This window comes from Aminobacter sp. NyZ550 (assembly GCF_025628925.2).
Classification (GTDB): domain Bacteria; phylum Pseudomonadota; class Alphaproteobacteria; order Rhizobiales; family Rhizobiaceae; genus Aminobacter; species Aminobacter ciceronei.
The window spans coordinates 4,715,356-4,731,177 of the sequence record NZ_CP114190.1 but is presented as its reverse complement, the minus strand read 5'-3'; the positions used below and the strand labels follow the sequence as shown (position 1 = coordinate 4,731,177).

Below are 15,822 nucleotides of genomic sequence, written 5' to 3'. Positions count from 1 at the left end.
GGCCGGATGATGCTTTATCTGTCGGAGACCTGCCAGCGCGGATTGATCCACGGCTCCTGGTTCGACGGGGCGAGCGGTGTCCGCCCCAATATGTGGTCGGACGCCTTTTCGCCAGTCATGATCGACGGGCTGTTGAGGTTGCCATTGGTGACGCGCGGGAAGATCGAGGAGTCGGCAACGCGCAGGCTGTCCACGCCGATCACCCGGCACTCGGGATCGACGACGCTGGTCGGGTCGTCGGCGCGGCCCATGCGGCAGGTGCCACAAGGGTGGTAGGCGCTTTCAGAATGCTCGCGGATGAAGGCGTCGAGTTGCTCGTCCGACTGCACATGGCTGCCGGGCGATATCTCCTTGCCGCGGAACGGGTCGAAGGCGGCCTGGCCGAAGATCTCGCGGGTGAGGCGGATGCAGTGCCGGAAGTCTTCCCAGTCGTCGGGATGCGACATGTAGTTGAAGCGGATCTCCGGCTTGTCCCACGGGTCGTTTGAGCGAAGCGTGATCGCGCCGCGCGACTTCGACCGCATCGGCCCGACATGGGCCTGGAAGCCATGCGACTTGGCCGCCGCCTTGCCGTCGTAACGTACGGCCGCCGGCAGGAAGTGAAACTGGATGTCTGGGTAGTCGACGCCTGATTTCGAGCGCACAAAGGCTGCGGCTTCGAAATGGTTGGTGGCGCCGAGGCCGGTCTTGAACAGCAGCCACTCCGCGCCGATCAGCGCCTTGGAGAACGGGTTGAAGACCGAGTGCAGGGTAATCGGCTGGGTCGCCTCCTGCTGGATGTAGAGCTCCATGTGGTCCTGGAGATTCTGGCCGACGCCGCGCCTGTCGGCGACGACTGCTATGCCGTGCTTCTTGAGATGCTCGGCCGGTCCGATGCCCGACAGCATCAGCAGTTTCGGCGAGTTGATGGAGGAGGCGGCGACGATCACCTCACGTCGTGCCTTAACGACCTGAATCTTCCTGCGAGTCTCGATCTCGACGCCGGTGGCACGTTGGTTCTCGATCACCACGCGCCGGGCGAAGCCATTGACGATACGGACATTTCCGCGTTTCAGCGCCGGCCTGAGATAGGCATTGGCGACCGACCAGCGGCGCCCGCCATGGATGGTCTGCTCCATCGCGCCAAAGCCTTCCTGCTTGGCGCCATTATAGTCTTCGGTCAGCTCGAAACCGGCCTGACGGCCGGCCTCGACGAAGGCCTGGTAGAGCGGGTTCTTGCGCGGCCCACGCTGCACGTTGAGCGGACCCGAGGTGCCGCGCCAGCCTTCCTCGCCGCCATTCGAATGCTCCATGCGCTTGAAGTAGGGCAGCACGTCGGCATAGCCCCAGCCGGTGGCGCCCTGTTCTGCCCAGTGATCGAAGTCGTGGGCATGGCCGCGGACATAGACCATGCCGTTGATCGAGGACGAGCCGCCGAGAACCTTTCCGCGTGGGGTGGCGAGAACGCGGCCGCCGAGATGCGGCTCCGGCTCGCTGGCAAAGCCCCAATCGTAGCGGCTCATATTGAGCGGGATCGACAGTGCCGACGGCATCTGGATCAGCGGGCCGAAATCGGTGCCGCCATATTCGATGACGATGACGGAGTGCTTGCCGTCTTCCGACAGGCGATAGGCCATGGCCGAGCCGGCCGAGCCGGAGCCGACGATTACGTAATCTGCTTCAAGCATTGTTCACATGGACCAAAAAATCGGCGAGCGAGACGTTGCCGCCGGTTGCGACGACGAGCACGGTCTTGCCGGTCACGTCGACCTTTCCTCCCAGAAGTGCCGCCAGCGACGAGGCGCCCGACGGCTCGAGCACGAGTTTCAGCCGCTCGAAGGCCGTGGTCATCGCGCGGCGGACAGAGGCATCGTCGACGGTCAGCGCGCGAACATTGGTGGTCGTGATGGCGGCAAAGGGCGCTTCGCCCGGCCGGCGCGCCATCAGGCCGTCGCAGATCGATTTCTCCGCCAGCGGCACGGCGGAAAGCACGCCATTGGCGAGCGATGCGCCCAGCCCGTTGAAGCCCTCGGGCTCCACGGCGAACACTTCGGTCGACGGTGAAAGGTGATGGAAGGCCAAAGCCACGCCGCCGATCAGCCCGCCGCCGCCGACGGGGCAGAGCACGATGTCGGCGACCACACCCTTTGCTGCCAGTTGGTCGAGCGCTTCGAGGCCGGCGCCGGCCTGGCCGGCGACGATCTCGGGATCGTCGAACGGGTGAAGCAGGACGAGCCCTTCCGTCTCGGAGATTTCGCGTGCCCTGGCGGCAGCGACCTCTTCGCGGGCGCGGTCGCCATGGTCGGTCAGGACCACGCGTGCGCCATAGGCCTTGGTCGCCTCGCGTTTGGCGGCGGGAGCGTCGATGGGCATGACGATGGTGACGGGTATGCCGAGCGACTGGCCGGCCGCGGCAAGGCCCTGGGCGAAATTGCCGGAGGAGAAGGCGACAACGCCGCGTCCGGCTTCTTCAGGTGAAAGCTGCTTCAGCCGCCAATAGGCGCCGCGCGCCTTGAACGAACCGGACCATTGCAGCGACTCCGCCTTGACGAAGACACGCGCAGCACCAGTCTCACGGGCAAGGACGGCGGATTCGAGCAGCGGCGTCAACTGCGTCGCCTGCGACGTCTCGGCATAGGCTTCTCGCAGCCGGTCGAGACCTGGAACTTCGGTGCTCATCATTCACCCCTCGGGAAACGCTTGCTCTCTTCGAGCACGTTGAGGTCCATGTGATTGCGCATGTAGCGCTCCGACGCTTTCTGCAGCGGCTGGAAATCCCATGGGTAGTAGGCGCCGTTGCGCAGCGCGGGATAGATCACCCAGCGCCGCGCCTGGCTCTCGCGCACGGCGGCGTCGAAGCCCGCCATGTCCCAGCGGGCTCGGACTTTTGCCATGAAGTCGGTGACCAGATCGGCATAAGCGGGGTCAACTGCGAGGTTGCGCAGTTCGCTGGCGTCCGATTCCAGATCAAACAGCTGCGGCGGGTCGATCTCGCAGTGGACGAACTTGAAGCGGCCGTCGCGGATGGCGACCAGCGGCGCATAGGAGCCTTCGGCGGCGTATTCCATGAGCACCGGCGCGTTGCGCTGTTCGCCGCGCGCCAATGGCAGCAAAGACTGCCCGTCGGTCCAGGGCGCGATGGCGGAGAGGTCGATGCCGGCGAGGTCGCACAGCGTCGGCAGCACGTCGAGATTGGAGGTCGGTTCGGCGATCAGGCCCGCCGGCAGGCCCTTGCCCGCGACCATCAGGGGGACACGCGCCGAGCCTTCGTAGAAGCACATCTTGAACCACAGGCCGCGCTCTCCGAGCATGTCGCCATGGTCGGAGCAGAACAGGATGACGGTGTCGTCGAGCATGCGCGTGCGTTCGAGCACCGACAGCAGCTCGCCGACCTTGTCGTCGATATAGGAGATGTTGGCGAAATAGCCGCGACGCGAGCGGCGCACCTGCTCCGGCGTGATGTCGAAGCTGGCATAGTCGCTGGCGAGGTAGAGGCGCTGCGAATGCGGGTCCTGCAGGTCCTCGGGGATGAAGCCGACCTCGGGGTCGAGGGCGGGGCAGTCCTCATAGAGGTCCCAATACTGGCGGCGCGCGACATAGGGGTCGTGTGGATGGGTGAAGGAGACGGTGAGGCACCAGGGACGGCGCTCGGCCTGATCGGAGACGCGGGCGAAATCGTAAAGCTTCTGGGCAGCCAGGAAAGCGACCTCGTCGTCATACTCCATCTGGTTGGAAATTTCGGCAGTGCCCGCGCCGGTGACCGAGCCGAGATTGTGGTACCACCAGTCGATGCGTTCGCCCGGCTTGCGATAGTCCGGCGTCCAGCCGAAATCGGCCGGATAGATGTCGGTCGTCAGCCGCTCCTCGAAACCGTGCATCTGGTCCGGGCCGACGAAATGCATCTTGCCCGACAGCACGGTGTGGTAGCCGGCACCGCGCAGGTGATGCGCAAAGGTCGGGACCGACGAGGTGAATTCGGCGGCGTTGTCATAGACGCCGGTGCGCGATGGCAACTGCCCGGACATGAAGGCGGCGCGGCCCGGCGCGCAGAGCGGCGAGGCGGTGTAGTTGTTGCGGAAACGTGCCGAGCGCGCAGCGAGCGCCTTGAGATGCGGGGTGTGCAGGAAGTCGGCTGGACCGTCGGGGAAGAACGTCCCGGCCAACTGGTCGACCATGACGATGAGGATGTTGGGCTGACTGGTCTTCATGCGTTGCCCGCCTGCGAGAGCTTGGTTTCGAGGTAGTCCTCGACCAGTGCAATGGCCGAGGCGGCATTGGGAATTCCCTCCCGCAACGCCCGGCGAATGTAGAGACCGTCGATCAGCGCCGCTGTCGCCTCGGCGACGCGCTCAGCCTCATGGCGTTGCAGGAGCCGGGTCAGGCCACTCATCAGATTCGAATGCAGGCGATGGGCGTAGACACGCAGCAGCCGGCGCAGCGCCGGCGATTTCTGCGCCTCGACATAGAAGGCAAGCCAGGCGGCGATCGTCTCCGACCGGAACTGCTTGTCGGAGAAGTTGACCGCGATGACGGCGGAGACGCGGGCGCGCGCGGTTTCCGCCTGTCGAAGTGCGGCGGTCGTGTCGATCAGCAGTTCGGACAGAAGGTGCCGCATGGTCGCGGCAAGCAGTTCGTCCTTGGCGCCGAAATAGTGATGGGCAAGCGCGGAGGAGACGCCGGCGCGTCCGGCGATCTCCGACATGGTCACGTCCAGGTTGCCGCGCTCGCCGATCGCCGAGATCGTCGCGTCGATCAGCGCCTTGCGGCGCAGCGGCTCCATTCCGACTTTGGGCATGCGGGATCCTCCAGTGGCCAAAGTATTTTTAATTGACTCGTCAATCAATAAAAATCACGGCGCATGTCGTCTCGAATGCGTCATGGAACCCCCATCTGGACCATTGAATGTTGTCGAAAACTGTTCATATTTGAACGGAATTGAAGGGCGTTGGAATCGCCCGCCAAATGGCGCAACATACCAATGACGATGGAGACGAAGATGACCGCATGCATCGTGGGCTGGGCGCATTCGCGTTTCGGCAAGCTGGAAGGCGAGACGCTGGAAAGCCTGATCACGCAGGTTGCCACCGAGGCGCTGGCGCACGCGGGCGTCGGGCCGGAAGATGTCGACGAGATCGTGCTCGGCCATTTCAATGCCGGCTTCTCCGCCCAGGATTTCACCGCGAGCCTTGTGCTGCAGGCCGACGACCGCCTGCGTTTCAAGCCGGCGACGCGTGTCGAAAATGCCTGCGCCACCGGCTCTGCCGCCGTGCGCCAGGGCATCCGTGCCGTCAATGCCGGCCAGCGCATCGTGCTGGTGGTCGGCGCCGAACAGATGACCACGACGCCGGGCCCCGAGATCGGCAAGAACCTGTTGCGCGCCTCCTATTTGCCCGAGGATGGCGACACCCCGGCAGGTTTTGCCGGCGTCTTCGGCAAGATCGCCCAGGCCTATTTCCAGCGGTACGGCGACCAGTCGGACGCGCTGGCGATGATCGCCGCCAAGAACCACAAGAACGGCGTCGAAAACCCGTACGCCCAGATGCGCAAGGATTTCGGCTTCGACTTCTGCCGCCAGGAGAGCGAGAAGAACCCCTTTGTCGCCGGCCCGCTGAAGCGCACCGACTGTTCGCTGGTCTCCGACGGGGCGGCGGCGCTGGTGTTGACCGACGCCACGACGGCGTTGGGGATGAAGCGTGCGATTGCCTTCCGCGCCAACGAGCATGTGCAGGACTTCCTGCCGATGTCGAAGCGCGACATCCTGCAGTTCGAAGGCTGCGAGCTGGCCTGGAACCAGGCGCTGAAGCAGGCTGGCGTTTCGCTCGACGATCTGTCCTTCGTCGAGACGCATGACTGCTTCACCATCGCCGAGCTGATCGAATATGAGGCGATGGGGCTTGCGCCGCGCGGCGAGGGTGCCCGCGTCGTCATGGAAGGCATCACCGCTAGGGATGGCCGCCTGCCGGTCAATCCCTCGGGTGGTCTCAAGGCGAAGGGCCATCCGATCGGCGCGACCGGCGTGTCGATGCATGTCTTGACCGCGATGCAGCTTGCCGGCGAGGCCGGCGGCATCCAGGTCAAGGACGCCAGGCTCGGCGGCATCTTCAACATGGGCGGTGCCGCGGTCGCCAACTACGTGTCGATCCTGGACCGCATCAGATGAGGCATTCGGCCGTCGTCATCGGCGGTGCGTCGGGCATCGGCCTTGCCGTGGCCGAGCGCCTGGTATCAGATGGATGGCCGGTGGCAATGATCGATGGCGATGCGGCAGCCCTTGCCGCTGCCGCAGACGCAATCGACAATGACGATGTCCTCTTTATCGAGGCCGACCCGACAGACGAGGACAATGTCGCCGAAGCGTTCGACCAGGTGGTCGACAGCCTTGGTCTCATTGGCGGACTGGTGGCGGTGGCCGGCTTCGACCGGCATGCAAGTGCCGAAGACACCAGTGCTGAAATGCTGCGCGAAGCGCTCGACGTCAATCTGGTCGGGCCGTTCATCGCCGCCCATGCCGCGCTCGAGCGGATGGGGGCGTCCCTGTCCATCGTCAATGTCGGTTCGGTCGCCGGCCTGCGCGCGCATCGCGGCAGGCTCGCCGTCGCCGCCTCGCAGGCCGGGCTGAAGCTGATGGCCGAGGTGCTGGCGCTGGAGGTCGGCAATCGTGGCGTTCGTGTCAACGCCGTCGCAGCCGGGCCGACCGAGATCGAAGCGGATGGCAATGGCAGCGGGATCGCGCCGCGGCTGATGCCGCAGGGCCGTTATGCCGAGCCCGAGGAGATCGCCGCCGCGGTTGCCTTCCTGCTGTCGCCGGAAGCAAGTTATGTCAACGGTCATACGCTCGCAGTGGATGGCGGATTCCTCGCCGCCGCGCTATCGGGTGACAAAGCATGATGCTGCACGGCTAGTCGGGCAGGCGTCACGCCCGGCAAAAATCGTCCGCTAGCGCATGAAGGCACGTTGAAAATGGCAAATCCGGTTCTTGTCGAGGTGCTGCGCGGCGACCTCGTTGAAAGCGTGCATCGTGGTGCGGTGGTCGTCGTCGACGGCGACGGCAAGCAGGTCTGGGCCATGGGCGATGCGCAGCAACAGGTCTTCCCGCGCTCGGCGGTCAAGGCGATCCAAGCGCTGCCTTTCGTCGAAAGCGGCACGGCCGATGCATATGGCTTCGGCGATCGTGAACTGGCGCTGGCCTGTTCCTCGCATTCCGGCGAGGTCGCCCATGCCGAACTCGCCAATGCCATGCTGGCCAGGGCCGGCCTCGACGTCGACGCGCTCGAATGCGGCGCGCATTGGCCGTCCAATCACGGCGCCACCATCGCGCTGGCACGCAGCGGCGCCTCGCCAAGTGCGCTGCACAACAATTGCTCGGGCAAGCATTCCGCCTTCGTCTGCACCTGCCGCCATCTCGGCATCGCGCATCAGGGTTATGTCAGGCCCGAGCATCGTTTCCAGGAGATGGTTCGCGAGACGATGGAAGCGGTAACAGGGGCCCGGCACGACGAGGCCAATCGCGGCATTGACGGCTGTTCGATCCCGACCTTTGCCGTGCCGCTGCAAAACCTTGCCTTGGGGTTCGCGCGCATGGTCACCGGCAATGGTCTCGGCGCGGAACGGGCAGTGGCTGCACGCCGATTGATGTCGGCCTGTATGAGCGAACCTTTTCTGGTCGCTGGAACCGACAGGGCCGATACGGAGTTGATGCAGACTGCACCCGGACGGATCTTCGTCAAGGTCGGCGCCGAAGGCGTGTTTTGCGCGGCCGTGCCCGAACTTGGGCTCGGCATTGCGTTGAAATGCGACGACGGCGCCGGCAGGGCGGCCGAGGTCATGATCGCGGCGGCCCTGGCCAGGCTTCTGGCCGTTGACGAAGCGCTGTCCGGCACCATGAAAAAGGCTGCCAATCCTGTGCTCAAGAACTGGAACGGCATTCAAGTTGCGTCACTTCGGCCCAGCGCTGCATTCGGCTGAGGACGCAATGGGCGGGTCAGCCTGGCTGGCTTGTTATCCATGCAGCGAACACCTAGGTTCGGTTGATGAGCAGAGCTTTTACCCGCGAAGACGATAGCGAAAACGTAATCGCCGACATCGGCGAGCGGCCGGTCAGCACGTCGCGAAACCTGGTCACAGAGCAAGGCCTCGCCCATATCGAAGCCCAGCTCGCCAGCCTGCGTGAAGATCTGGCCAAGGCCGAGGCCGATGCCGACCGCGAGCGCATTGCGACCGTGTCGCGCGACCTGCGCTATTGGCAGTCGCGCCGCGAGACGGCAGAGGTGTCCATTCCCGAACCTGACAGCACGGTCGTTCGCTTCGGAATGAAGGTTGTCATCGAGGATGACAAGGGCAAGCGCAACGTCTGGCAGATCGTCGGCGAAGACGAGGCTGACGCCGCCAAGGGTCGCATCTCGCATGCCTCGCCGATGGCAGTCGCACTGTTCGGCAAATCCGTTGGCGACCTCGCCTCGGTCAACGGCCATGAATGGGAAATCGTCGAACTGGGCAGCTAGGTTTCGACCGGAACCGTATGGTCGCGGAAGAAGGCAGCCGCACCGGCTTCATCGATTTCGCCGGCTGCGACGCCCATGACAAACAAGTAGAGCGCACCGTCGTCAGCCGTCAGCTCATAGCCATTTACCGCCAGAAACGTGCCTGCGGCGACGATTGCGGTTCGTTTGTTGCCGTCAACAAAGGCGTGATTTCGTGCGAGCCCGAACAGATACGCAGCCGCCATTTCCGCGACGGTTGGATGATCATAGGCCGCCTTGTTCTCTGCGCGGGCAAGTGCTGATTCCAGCGCGTTCTCGTCGCGAAGCCCTTGCGCTCCGCCATGACGACGGAGTTGCTCGGCATGCATGGCCTCGACCACGCGCCTGCTGAGAAATTGGGTCATTCGGCGAGCTTCTGCAGCGCCACCTTGTATTTGTCCATGAACTTGCCGGCCGCTTCCATCTGGCGCTCGAAAGCGTCGTCAGTGGGCTTGAGCGTCAGGCCACCATTGGATTCGATTACCTCAAGCGTGTCTCCTGCCTTGAGGTTGAGCCGCTCCAATACTTCCTTCGGCAGGATCACGCCTTCCGAGTTTCCGATCTTGCGCACCGTCACATTCATGGCCAAGTCTCCATGTTATAACTTATGTATAACATGCCGACTCTCCGGGACCAAGCCCCCGGCTGGAACCAACCCATTGTCGCTTGCGTAGACCGCCACTATACCTTGCGGGTGGCCGCCGATGCGGTCGGAAAATAGCATTGCCGGAGACAACGCCCATGGCGCAGGACGACAGCATTTTCATTGGTGCCAGCCGCAAGCCGGACAATAGCTATCAACGACCCGAAGAATTGCTGTTGAAATACGGCAATCGCCACGGCCTGGTTACAGGCGCGACCGGCACCGGCAAGACGGTGACGCTGCAGATACTGGCCGAGGGCTTCTCGAATGCCGGCGTTCCGGTGTTCTGCGCCGACATCAAGGGTGACCTGTCGGGCATCTCGATGATCGGCGAGGCCAAGGATTTTCTCACTGCCCGCGCCGAGGCGATCAAGCTCGACCCATATGAATTCCAGGAATTCCCTGTCATCTTCTGGGACCTGTTCGGCGAACAGGGGCATCCCATCCGCGCGACCATTTCCGAAATGGGCCCGCTGCTTTTGTCGCGGCTGATGAACCTGACGGAGGCGCAGGAAGGCGTGCTCAACATCGCTTTCCGCATTGCCGACGAGGAAGGCCTGCTGCTGCTCGACATGAAGGACCTGCAGTCGCTCTTGGCCAACATCGCCGATCGCGCCGACGAAATCGGTACCCGCTACGGCAATATCACCAAACCTTCGGTCGGCGCGATCCAGCGGTCGCTGCTGGTGCTCGAGCAGCAGGGCGGCAACCACTTCTTCGGCGAGCCGGCGCTGAAGATCGCCGACATCATGCGCACGACGCGCGACGGCCGCGGCGCGATCAACGTGCTGGCCGCCGACAAGCTGATGATGAACCCCAGGCTTTATGCCACCTTCCTGCTCTGGCTGCTGTCGGAGCTGTTCGAGGTGCTGCCCGAGGTCGGCGATCCCGACAAGCCGAAGCTGGTGTTCTTCTTCGACGAAGCCCACCTTCTGTTCGATGAGGCACCCAAGATCGTCGTCGACCGGGTCGAGCAGGTCGTGCGCCTGATCCGCTCCAAGGGCGTCGGCGTCTATTTCGTCACCCAGAACCCGCTCGACGTCCCCGAAACCGTGCTCGCCCAGCTCGGCAACCGTGTCCAGCATGCGCTGCGCGCCTACACGCCGCGCGAGCAGAAGGCGGTAAAGACCGCTGCCGATACCTTCCGTCCGAACCCCGACTTCAACTGCGCCACCGCCATCACCCAGCTCGGCACCGGCGAGGCGTTGGTCTCGACGCTCGAGGCCAAGGGTGTGCCGTCCATGGTGCAGCGGACGCTGATCCGGCCGCCGGCATCGCGGCTCGGGCCGATCACGCCGCAAGAGCGCCAGAAGCTGATCAACGAAAGCCCTGTCGCCGGGCAGTACGACCAGACGGTCGACCGCGAATCGGCCTTCGAGATGCTGCAGAAGAAAGCGCTCGAGGCGCAAAAGGCCCAGGAGCAGGCGCAGCAGCAGGCGAATACCGGCGGCGGCAGCGGCTGGACCATTCCGGGCTTTGGCAATGATGCGCCGGCGCCCAGTGGTCGCAACACCGGCACTGCGCCCAGGCCGCGAACCTCGAACCGGCAGACGGTGACGGAAGCTGCGCTGAAGTCGGTCGTGCGCTCCGTCGGCTCGTCGGTCGGCCGTGCGCTGGTGCGCGGCATTCTGGGCAGCCTGAAGAAGGGCTTTTGAAACACCCTGAGGCTCCAAAGAAAAACGGCGCGTCGATGACGCGCCGTTTTTCGTTGATGGGCCGCCCTGGGCTGGTCAGGCCATGCCGAGGCCGTTGGTGACCAGGATCGGCGTCTTGGACGGCACGCGGTCGTAGAGATCGATGATGTCCTGGTTCATCAGGCGCACGCAGCCCGACGACACCGACTTGCCGATCGTCCACCATTCCGGCGAACCATGGACGCGGTAGAGCGTGTCTTCGTTGTTCTGGAAGATGTAGAGCGCACGGGCGCCGAGAGGGTTGTTGAGCCCCGGGGCCATGCCGCCATTGCGGACGCTGTACTTCTCGAGTTCCGGCTGGCGGCCGATCATGTCGTCCGGCGGCGTCCACTTCGGCCACTTGCGCTTCCACTGGATGACGGCGCGGCCCTGCCAGGCAAAGCCGGCGCGGCCCAGACCGACGCCGTAGCGGATCGCCTGGCCGTTTTCGCGCACGAGATAGAGGAAGTGGGTCGAGGTATCGACGACCAGCGTGCCGGGACGTTCGCCGGTCGGATCGGCGACGATCTGGCGAAGGAACTGGGGCTTCACCTTTTTGACCGGAATGCCGGGAACCTCATAGCCCTCGTCGCTGACCGGGCCATACATGTTGACGTAGTCGCCGAAGGCCGGATCGATGGTCGGCGTCGGCGGGACGATCTGAGGCGCTTGCACGAACTGGCCGCCGCCGCTGACGGTCGAGCAGGCCGAAAGCGCTGCCGTGGCAGCACCTGCGGCCGCCAGATTGAGAAAGCCGCGCCTCGTCAGAGGGCGGGATGAATCATGTGATATGGGCATGGCTGCGATCTAGGAGTCCAGTTCGAAAGAAATGGTGAATTCAAGGAAACGGTCGCGTTCCCTTAACGCTCACGGAGATAGGCAGGTCAAAATCAGACCTTAGGGTGGACAAAGCATGGCAACGATGTGACGCGCCAATCACTGTTGCGTTATGGCAACATGCCTGACCTATGGTTAGCTAACCAATTGTAACTAAACCTTCCAGCGACGGCAGGATCAGGGATGGCGGGAAGTCGCGGTACTCGTCCGGCTGGTCGGCGCGGTTGATCCAGACGGTGCGGCAGCCGAATTTGGCGGCACCCGCAATGTCCCATCGATTGGACGACTGGAACGATATCGCTTCGGGATAGAGGCGCCAGCTGCTGGCCACCAGATCATACACCGACTGGTCCGTCTTGAAGCGGCGCACACTGTCGACGGAGAAGATCTCGTCCAGGATGAGGTCGAGCCCGGCAGAACGGGTGGCTGCCTCGAGCATGGCGGGCGAACCATTGGACAGGATCGCCAGCCTGGCGCCATTGTCCTTCAGATTGCGCAGGACGGCAGGGACCTCCGGATAGCAATCGAGCCGCCAATAGGCGTCGAGCAGCTTGCTGCGCATGGCCGGATCGACGGAGGGCACCTTGCGGAAGGCGAAGTCGAGCGCCTGTTCGGTGAGCTGCCAGAAGTCGAGATAGGCGCCCATCAGGGTGCGGACCCAGGAATATTCGAGCTGCTTGGCCCGCCAGATCTCGGACAGCAGCTGGCCGTCCGGGCCGATGTCGGCGGCATGGCGGCGAACGGCGGCGTGCACGTCGAACAGCGTGCCATAGGCGTCGAATATGTAGGCGGCGTGGCGCATGCTTTGGTTTTCCAACGGCTTGGCGGCGAGCGCAAGCACAACTATCGGCTGGCTCCAACATTTAGGCCTGCTGCCGGTTGACGGGGCCGGCCAAAGCCTTTTCGATGCCCGACACCAACAAGATGCGACGGGAAAAGACCATGACGCTCGCTGCGGCTGCACAATCCACGACCTGGACCTATGTCGATGGCGATTGGCACGAGGGCAATGTCGCGCTCATCGGCCCGCGCAGCCACGCCATGTGGCTTGGGTCCAGCGTCTTCGACGGCGGCCGCTGGTTCGAGGGCGTGGCGCCCGATCTTGAAGCGCATTCGCGGCGGGTCAACTCCTCGGCGATCGCGCTCGGTCTGAAGCCGACGATGAGCCCGGAGCAGATCGTCGGGCTGACCTGGGATGGGCTCAAGAAATTCGACGGCAAGACGGCGGTTTACATCAGGCCGATGTATTGGGCCGAGCATGGCGGCTACATGGGTGTCCCGGCGGACCCGTCTTCGACGCGGTTCTGCCTCTGCCTCTACGAATCACCGATGCTGCCGCCGACCGGATTTTCGATCGGCCTGTCGCCGTTTCGCCGGCCTAGCATGGAAACGATGCCGACCAACGCCAAGGCCGGCTGCCTTTATCCGAACAACGGCCGCGCCATCCTCGATGCCAAGATGCGCGGTTTCGACAATGCGCTGGTGCTCGACATGCTGGGTAACGTCGCCGAGACCGGATCGTCGAACATCTTCCTGGTCAAGAACGGCCAGGTGTTCACCCCGGCGCCGAATGGAACTTTCTTGTCCGGAATCACCCGCAGCCGGACAATGTCGTTGCTTGCCGAGAGCGGCCACACCGTTATCGAGAAGACGCTTTCGGTGCGCGAATTCCTCGAAGCCGACGAGATTTTCTCGACCGGAAACCATTCCAAGGTCGTTCCGGTGACGCGCATCGAAGACCGAAATCTGCAGCCGGGACCGGTAGCAAAAAAGTCTCGCGAGCTATATTGGGAGTGGGCTCACTCTACCGGCAAGGCCTGAGTGCAGCGAAGAAAAAACAGTGCCTCTCATCTGTTTCCAAGATGACGACGACCTATCTGTAGACGGCATAGTCATGCCGCGAAATTGCCAGCAAGGGAGTATGATCCATGGCTTTTGAATTGCCCGAATTGCCCTACGACTACGAGGCGCTGCAGCCCTTCATGTCGAAGGAGACGCTCGAGTACCATCACGACAAGCACCACAAGGCCTATGTCGACAACGGCAACAAGCTGGCTGCCGAAGCGGGCATGGACAAGCTGTCGCTGGAAGAGGTGGTGAAGCAGTCGTTCGGCAAGAACGCCGGCCTGTTCAACAACGCCGCCCAGCACTACAACCACGTCCACTTCTGGAAGTGGATGAAGAAGGGCGGCGGCGGCAACAAGCTGCCGGGCGCACTGCAGAAGGCTGTCGATGCCGATCTCGGCGGTTACGACAAGTTCAAGGCCGACTTCATCGCTGCCGGCACCACGCAGTTCGGCTCGGGCTGGGCCTGGCTGTCGGTCAAGGATGGCAAGCTCGCCATCTCCAAGACCCCGAACGGCGAGAACCCGCTGGTTCACGGCGCGACCCCGATCCTCGGCGTCGACGTCTGGGAGCACTCCTACTACATCGACTATCGCAATGCCCGTCCGAAGTATCTCGAGGCATTCGTCGACAGCCTGATCAACTGGGACTACGTGCTCGAGCTCTACGAAAAGGCCTGAGCCGCAGACCCGCCCGGTCGCATCCCCTGATGTGACCGGTGACCGGCCGACGCATCTGAAACCCCGGCAACCGCCGGGGTTTTTGCGTTTGGGTGGAAATGTTCGAAAAACTCTAACAGTCACGGAAGCGTGAAGAGAATTTCAGGACGAATTCGGCCAGTTTCGCCGTTGGCCCTAGGCAGCTGTTGCAACCGAGAGAGGACCTGATGAAAAAGATTGTGTTTGCCGTCGCAGCGCTCGCGCTCGCCACCACCGCAGCATTCGCCGATGTGATTGCTGACCGCCAGGCAGTGATGAAGGAAAATGCGAAGCAAGTCGGCACACTGGTTAAGATGGTGAAGGGCGAGGCGCCGTTCGATGCGGCGGCTGTCGTCGCCGCCCTGACCGCGCTCAACGACAACGTCCAGAAGATCGACGTGGCAGCGTCGTTCCCCGCCGGCAGCGACAAGGGCGACACCACCGCCTCGCCGAAGATCTGGGAAGACCTGGCCGGCTTCCAGGCCCAGGTCGACAAGTTCAAGGAAGTCACTGCCGCCGCAGTCGCCAGCCCGGCTGCGGATCTGGATGCGTTGAAGGCGCAGGTCGGCACCATCGGCCAGACCTGCGGCACCTGCCACGAGGCGTTCCGCGTGAAGAAGGGCTGACCCCTCGCGGATGGCTGTTTTCAGGAAAATCGCAGTTGCGGCTCTGGCGCTTGGCGGCGCCGGGGCCGCAATTTTCTGGTGGCTGACGGTGCCGGAGAGGCTGGCGCCTGACATGTTGGCTGCGTTGGGAACCGGCGACACCGGCCGCGGCCAGCGCATATTCGACGCCGGCGGTTGCGCCTCGTGTCACGCCAGGCCGAAATCCGAAGGCGACGCGCGGCTGCAGCTCGCCGGCGGCGTCGAGCTCAAGACGCAGTTCGGCACCTTCGTCGCGCCGAACATTTCTTCCGATCCCAATGACGGCATCGGCGCATGGTCGCTCGAAGATTTCGCCAATGCGATGCTGAAAGGCGTGTCGCGCGAGGGCCAGCATCTCTACCCGGCATTTCCCTATGCCTCCTACGCCCGCATGAAGCCGGCTGACGTCGCCGACCTTTACGCCTTCCTGAAGACGCTGCCGGCGGTTGAGGGCAGGGCGCCCGATCACGAACTTGGCTTCCCCTTCAACATACGGCGCGGGCTGGGACTGTGGAAACAGCTCTATCTCAGCGATCAGCCGGTGGTCGCCTTTGCCGAGGGCACGCCCGACAAGGTGCTGCATGGGCGTGACCTGGTAGAGGGTGCCGGCCATTGCGGCGAATGCCACACGCCGCGCAGCCTTGCCGGCGGCACCGAAAAGGGCCAGTGGCTGGCCGGCGCCAGGGCAGCCGAAGGCGACGGCGTCGTGCCCAACATCACGCCCGAAGGCAAGGACATCAGCGGCTGGTCCGAAGCCGATATCGCCGGCTATCTCGAAACCGGCTTCACGCCGGAGTTCGATTCCGTGGGCGGCACCATGGTCGAGGTGCAGAAGAACATGGCGAGACTGACTGCCGCCGACCGGGAGGCGATCGCCGCCTATCTCAAGGCGATCCCGCCACAGGCCAACGGTTACCCGGCGCAGCAGCCGAAGCCCGCGGGTTGAGCCCCACCGGCGGCCAGAGGCCGCCGGTCTCTCCATCG

The 15,822-nt window shown here is 63.8% G+C and carries 17 protein-coding genes; 9 read left to right on the top strand and 8 right to left on the bottom strand.

The window, feature by feature from the left end; genetic code table 11:
- Nucleotides 1–14: 14 nt before the first annotated feature.
- The 4 genes from betA to betI are packed head-to-tail and all read right to left on the bottom strand — an operon-like array spanning nucleotide 15 to nucleotide 4,774.
- Entirely contained in the window at nucleotides 15–1,667 is a 1,653-nt protein-coding gene (betA, locus tag N7E70_RS23560) for a choline dehydrogenase (protein ID WP_154384973.1), read from the bottom strand.
- Nucleotides 1,660–2,658 (bottom strand): threonine/serine dehydratase, encoded by a 999-nt coding sequence (locus N7E70_RS23555; RefSeq protein WP_442866526.1) that lies wholly within the window; start codon nucleotides 2,656–2,658, stop codon nucleotides 1,660–1,662. Before N7E70_RS23555 ends, betA begins: the two co-directional genes overlap by 8 nt.
- Nucleotides 2,658–4,187, bottom strand: a complete 1,530-nt coding sequence (betC, locus tag N7E70_RS23550; RefSeq protein ID WP_263007795.1) for a choline-sulfatase — start codon at nucleotides 4,185–4,187, stop codon at nucleotides 2,658–2,660. The genes N7E70_RS23555 and betC overlap by 1 nt, the downstream gene beginning before the upstream one ends.
- Nucleotides 4,184–4,774: a transcriptional regulator BetI gene (betI, locus tag N7E70_RS23545; RefSeq protein WP_154384975.1), complete on the bottom strand. Its 591-nt coding sequence runs from the start codon at nucleotides 4,772–4,774 to the stop codon at nucleotides 4,184–4,186. The genes betC and betI overlap by 4 nt, the downstream gene beginning before the upstream one ends.
- 201 nt (nucleotides 4,775–4,975) lie before the next feature.
- Here betI and N7E70_RS23540 point away from each other — a divergent pair, with 201 nt between their 5' ends.
- The 4 genes from N7E70_RS23540 to N7E70_RS23525 all read left to right on the top strand — a co-directional run bounded on the left by N7E70_RS23540 (nucleotide 4,976) and on the right by N7E70_RS23525 (nucleotide 8,480).
- Nucleotides 4,976–6,139: an acetyl-CoA acetyltransferase gene (locus N7E70_RS23540; protein ID WP_263007794.1), complete on the top strand. Its 1,164-nt coding sequence runs from the start codon at nucleotides 4,976–4,978 to the stop codon at nucleotides 6,137–6,139.
- Nucleotides 6,136–6,867 (top strand): SDR family NAD(P)-dependent oxidoreductase, encoded by a 732-nt coding sequence (locus N7E70_RS23535; protein WP_263007793.1) that lies wholly within the window; start codon nucleotides 6,136–6,138, stop codon nucleotides 6,865–6,867. The genes N7E70_RS23540 and N7E70_RS23535 overlap by 4 nt, the downstream gene beginning before the upstream one ends.
- A gap of 72 nt (nucleotides 6,868–6,939) precedes the next feature.
- Nucleotides 6,940–7,944: an asparaginase gene (locus tag N7E70_RS23530; RefSeq protein WP_263007792.1), complete on the top strand. Its 1,005-nt coding sequence runs from the start codon at nucleotides 6,940–6,942 to the stop codon at nucleotides 7,942–7,944.
- A gap of 65 nt (nucleotides 7,945–8,009) precedes the next feature.
- Nucleotides 8,010–8,480 (top strand): GreA/GreB family elongation factor, encoded by a 471-nt coding sequence (locus N7E70_RS23525; protein ID WP_263007791.1) that lies wholly within the window; start codon nucleotides 8,010–8,012, stop codon nucleotides 8,478–8,480.
- On the opposite strand, the gene N7E70_RS23520 is transcribed toward N7E70_RS23525, so the two are convergent.
- Together N7E70_RS23520 and N7E70_RS23515 are read right to left on the bottom strand one after the other, a co-directional pair.
- Nucleotides 8,477–8,863 (bottom strand): type II toxin-antitoxin system death-on-curing family toxin, encoded by a 387-nt coding sequence (locus N7E70_RS23520; RefSeq protein ID WP_263007790.1) that lies wholly within the window; start codon nucleotides 8,861–8,863, stop codon nucleotides 8,477–8,479. The two genes, N7E70_RS23525 and N7E70_RS23520, sit on opposite strands and share 4 nt — an antisense overlap.
- On the bottom strand, nucleotides 8,860–9,081 hold the full coding sequence (locus N7E70_RS23515; protein WP_263007789.1) for an AbrB/MazE/SpoVT family DNA-binding domain-containing protein: 222 nt from the start codon (nucleotides 9,079–9,081) through the stop codon (nucleotides 8,860–8,862). Before N7E70_RS23515 ends, N7E70_RS23520 begins: the two co-directional genes overlap by 4 nt.
- 158 nt (nucleotides 9,082–9,239) lie before the next feature.
- Here N7E70_RS23515 and N7E70_RS23510 point away from each other — a divergent pair, with 158 nt between their 5' ends.
- Nucleotides 9,240–10,796 carry a helicase HerA-like C-terminal domain-containing protein gene (locus tag N7E70_RS23510; protein WP_263007788.1) on the top strand — a complete coding sequence of 519 codons (1,557 nt, stop codon included), beginning with the start codon at nucleotides 9,240–9,242 and terminating at the stop codon, nucleotides 10,794–10,796.
- Nucleotides 10,797–10,871: 75 nt separating this feature from the next.
- Here N7E70_RS23510 and N7E70_RS23505 read toward each other — a convergent pair whose 3' ends face one another.
- On the bottom strand, nucleotides 10,872–11,612 hold the full coding sequence (locus N7E70_RS23505) for a L,D-transpeptidase (RefSeq protein WP_067964380.1): 741 nt from the start codon (nucleotides 11,610–11,612) through the stop codon (nucleotides 10,872–10,874).
- Between the two features lie 178 nt (nucleotides 11,613–11,790).
- Complete coding sequence (locus N7E70_RS23500) at nucleotides 11,791–12,453, bottom strand: haloacid dehalogenase type II (protein ID WP_263007787.1); 663 nt, start codon at nucleotides 12,451–12,453, stop codon at nucleotides 11,791–11,793.
- A 140-nt stretch (nucleotides 12,454–12,593) separates the two neighbouring features.
- On the opposite strand from N7E70_RS23500, the gene N7E70_RS23495 reads away from it, so the two are divergent.
- The 4 genes from N7E70_RS23495 to N7E70_RS23480 all read left to right on the top strand — a co-directional run bounded on the left by N7E70_RS23495 (nucleotide 12,594) and on the right by N7E70_RS23480 (nucleotide 15,784).
- The gene (locus N7E70_RS23495; protein ID WP_067966913.1) at nucleotides 12,594–13,472 is read left to right on the top strand and encodes a branched-chain amino acid aminotransferase; all 879 of its coding nucleotides are present in this window, start codon (nucleotides 12,594–12,596) and stop codon (nucleotides 13,470–13,472) included.
- 107 nt (nucleotides 13,473–13,579) lie between these two features.
- On the top strand, nucleotides 13,580–14,176 hold the full coding sequence (locus tag N7E70_RS23490) for a superoxide dismutase (RefSeq protein ID WP_067964376.1): 597 nt from the start codon (nucleotides 13,580–13,582) through the stop codon (nucleotides 14,174–14,176).
- Nucleotides 14,177–14,382: 206 nt separating this feature from the next.
- The gene (locus N7E70_RS23485; protein WP_067964374.1) at nucleotides 14,383–14,820 is read left to right on the top strand and encodes a c-type cytochrome; all 438 of its coding nucleotides are present in this window, start codon (nucleotides 14,383–14,385) and stop codon (nucleotides 14,818–14,820) included.
- A gap of 10 nt (nucleotides 14,821–14,830) precedes the next feature.
- Nucleotides 14,831–15,784, top strand: a complete 954-nt coding sequence (locus N7E70_RS23480; RefSeq protein ID WP_192317927.1) for a cytochrome c — start codon at nucleotides 14,831–14,833, stop codon at nucleotides 15,782–15,784.
- Nucleotides 15,785–15,822: the final 38 nt, after the last annotated feature.

Bases quoted from the DNA above. Each gene is read 5' to 3' on its own strand.
- N7E70_RS23510 (WP_263007788.1), top strand. From the start codon at position 9,240: ATGGCGCAGGACGACAGCATTTTCATTGGTGCCAGCCGCAAGCCGGAC.
- N7E70_RS23485 (WP_067964374.1), top strand. From the start codon at position 14,383: ATGAAAAAGATTGTGTTTGCCGTCGCAGCGCTCGCGCTCGCCACCACC.
- N7E70_RS23535 (WP_263007793.1), top strand. From the start codon at position 6,136: ATGAGGCATTCGGCCGTCGTCATCGGCGGTGCGTCGGGCATCGGCCTT.
- betA (WP_154384973.1), bottom strand. From the start codon at position 1,667: ATGCTTGAAGCAGATTACGTAATCGTCGGCTCCGGCTCGGCCGGCTCG.
- N7E70_RS23500 (WP_263007787.1), bottom strand. From the start codon at position 12,453: ATGCGCCACGCCGCCTACATATTCGACGCCTATGGCACGCTGTTCGAC.
- N7E70_RS23480 (WP_192317927.1), top strand. From the start codon at position 14,831: ATGGCTGTTTTCAGGAAAATCGCAGTTGCGGCTCTGGCGCTTGGCGGC.
- N7E70_RS23490 (WP_067964376.1), top strand. From the start codon at position 13,580: ATGGCTTTTGAATTGCCCGAATTGCCCTACGACTACGAGGCGCTGCAG.
- N7E70_RS23515 (WP_263007789.1), bottom strand. From the start codon at position 9,081: ATGAATGTGACGGTGCGCAAGATCGGAAACTCGGAAGGCGTGATCCTG.
- N7E70_RS23540 (WP_263007794.1), top strand. From the start codon at position 4,976: ATGACCGCATGCATCGTGGGCTGGGCGCATTCGCGTTTCGGCAAGCTG.
- betC (WP_263007795.1), bottom strand. From the start codon at position 4,187: ATGAAGACCAGTCAGCCCAACATCCTCATCGTCATGGTCGACCAGTTG.
- N7E70_RS23495 (WP_067966913.1), top strand. From the start codon at position 12,594: ATGACGCTCGCTGCGGCTGCACAATCCACGACCTGGACCTATGTCGAT.
- N7E70_RS23520 (WP_263007790.1), bottom strand. From the start codon at position 8,863: ATGACCCAATTTCTCAGCAGGCGCGTGGTCGAGGCCATGCATGCCGAG.
- N7E70_RS23505 (WP_067964380.1), bottom strand. From the start codon at position 11,612: ATGCCCATATCACATGATTCATCCCGCCCTCTGACGAGGCGCGGCTTT.
- N7E70_RS23525 (WP_263007791.1), top strand. From the start codon at position 8,010: ATGAGCAGAGCTTTTACCCGCGAAGACGATAGCGAAAACGTAATCGCC.
- betI (WP_154384975.1), bottom strand. From the start codon at position 4,774: ATGCCCAAAGTCGGAATGGAGCCGCTGCGCCGCAAGGCGCTGATCGAC.
- N7E70_RS23530 (WP_263007792.1), top strand. From the start codon at position 6,940: ATGGCAAATCCGGTTCTTGTCGAGGTGCTGCGCGGCGACCTCGTTGAA.
- N7E70_RS23555 (WP_442866526.1), bottom strand. From the start codon at position 2,658: ATGAGCACCGAAGTTCCAGGTCTCGACCGGCTGCGAGAAGCCTATGCC.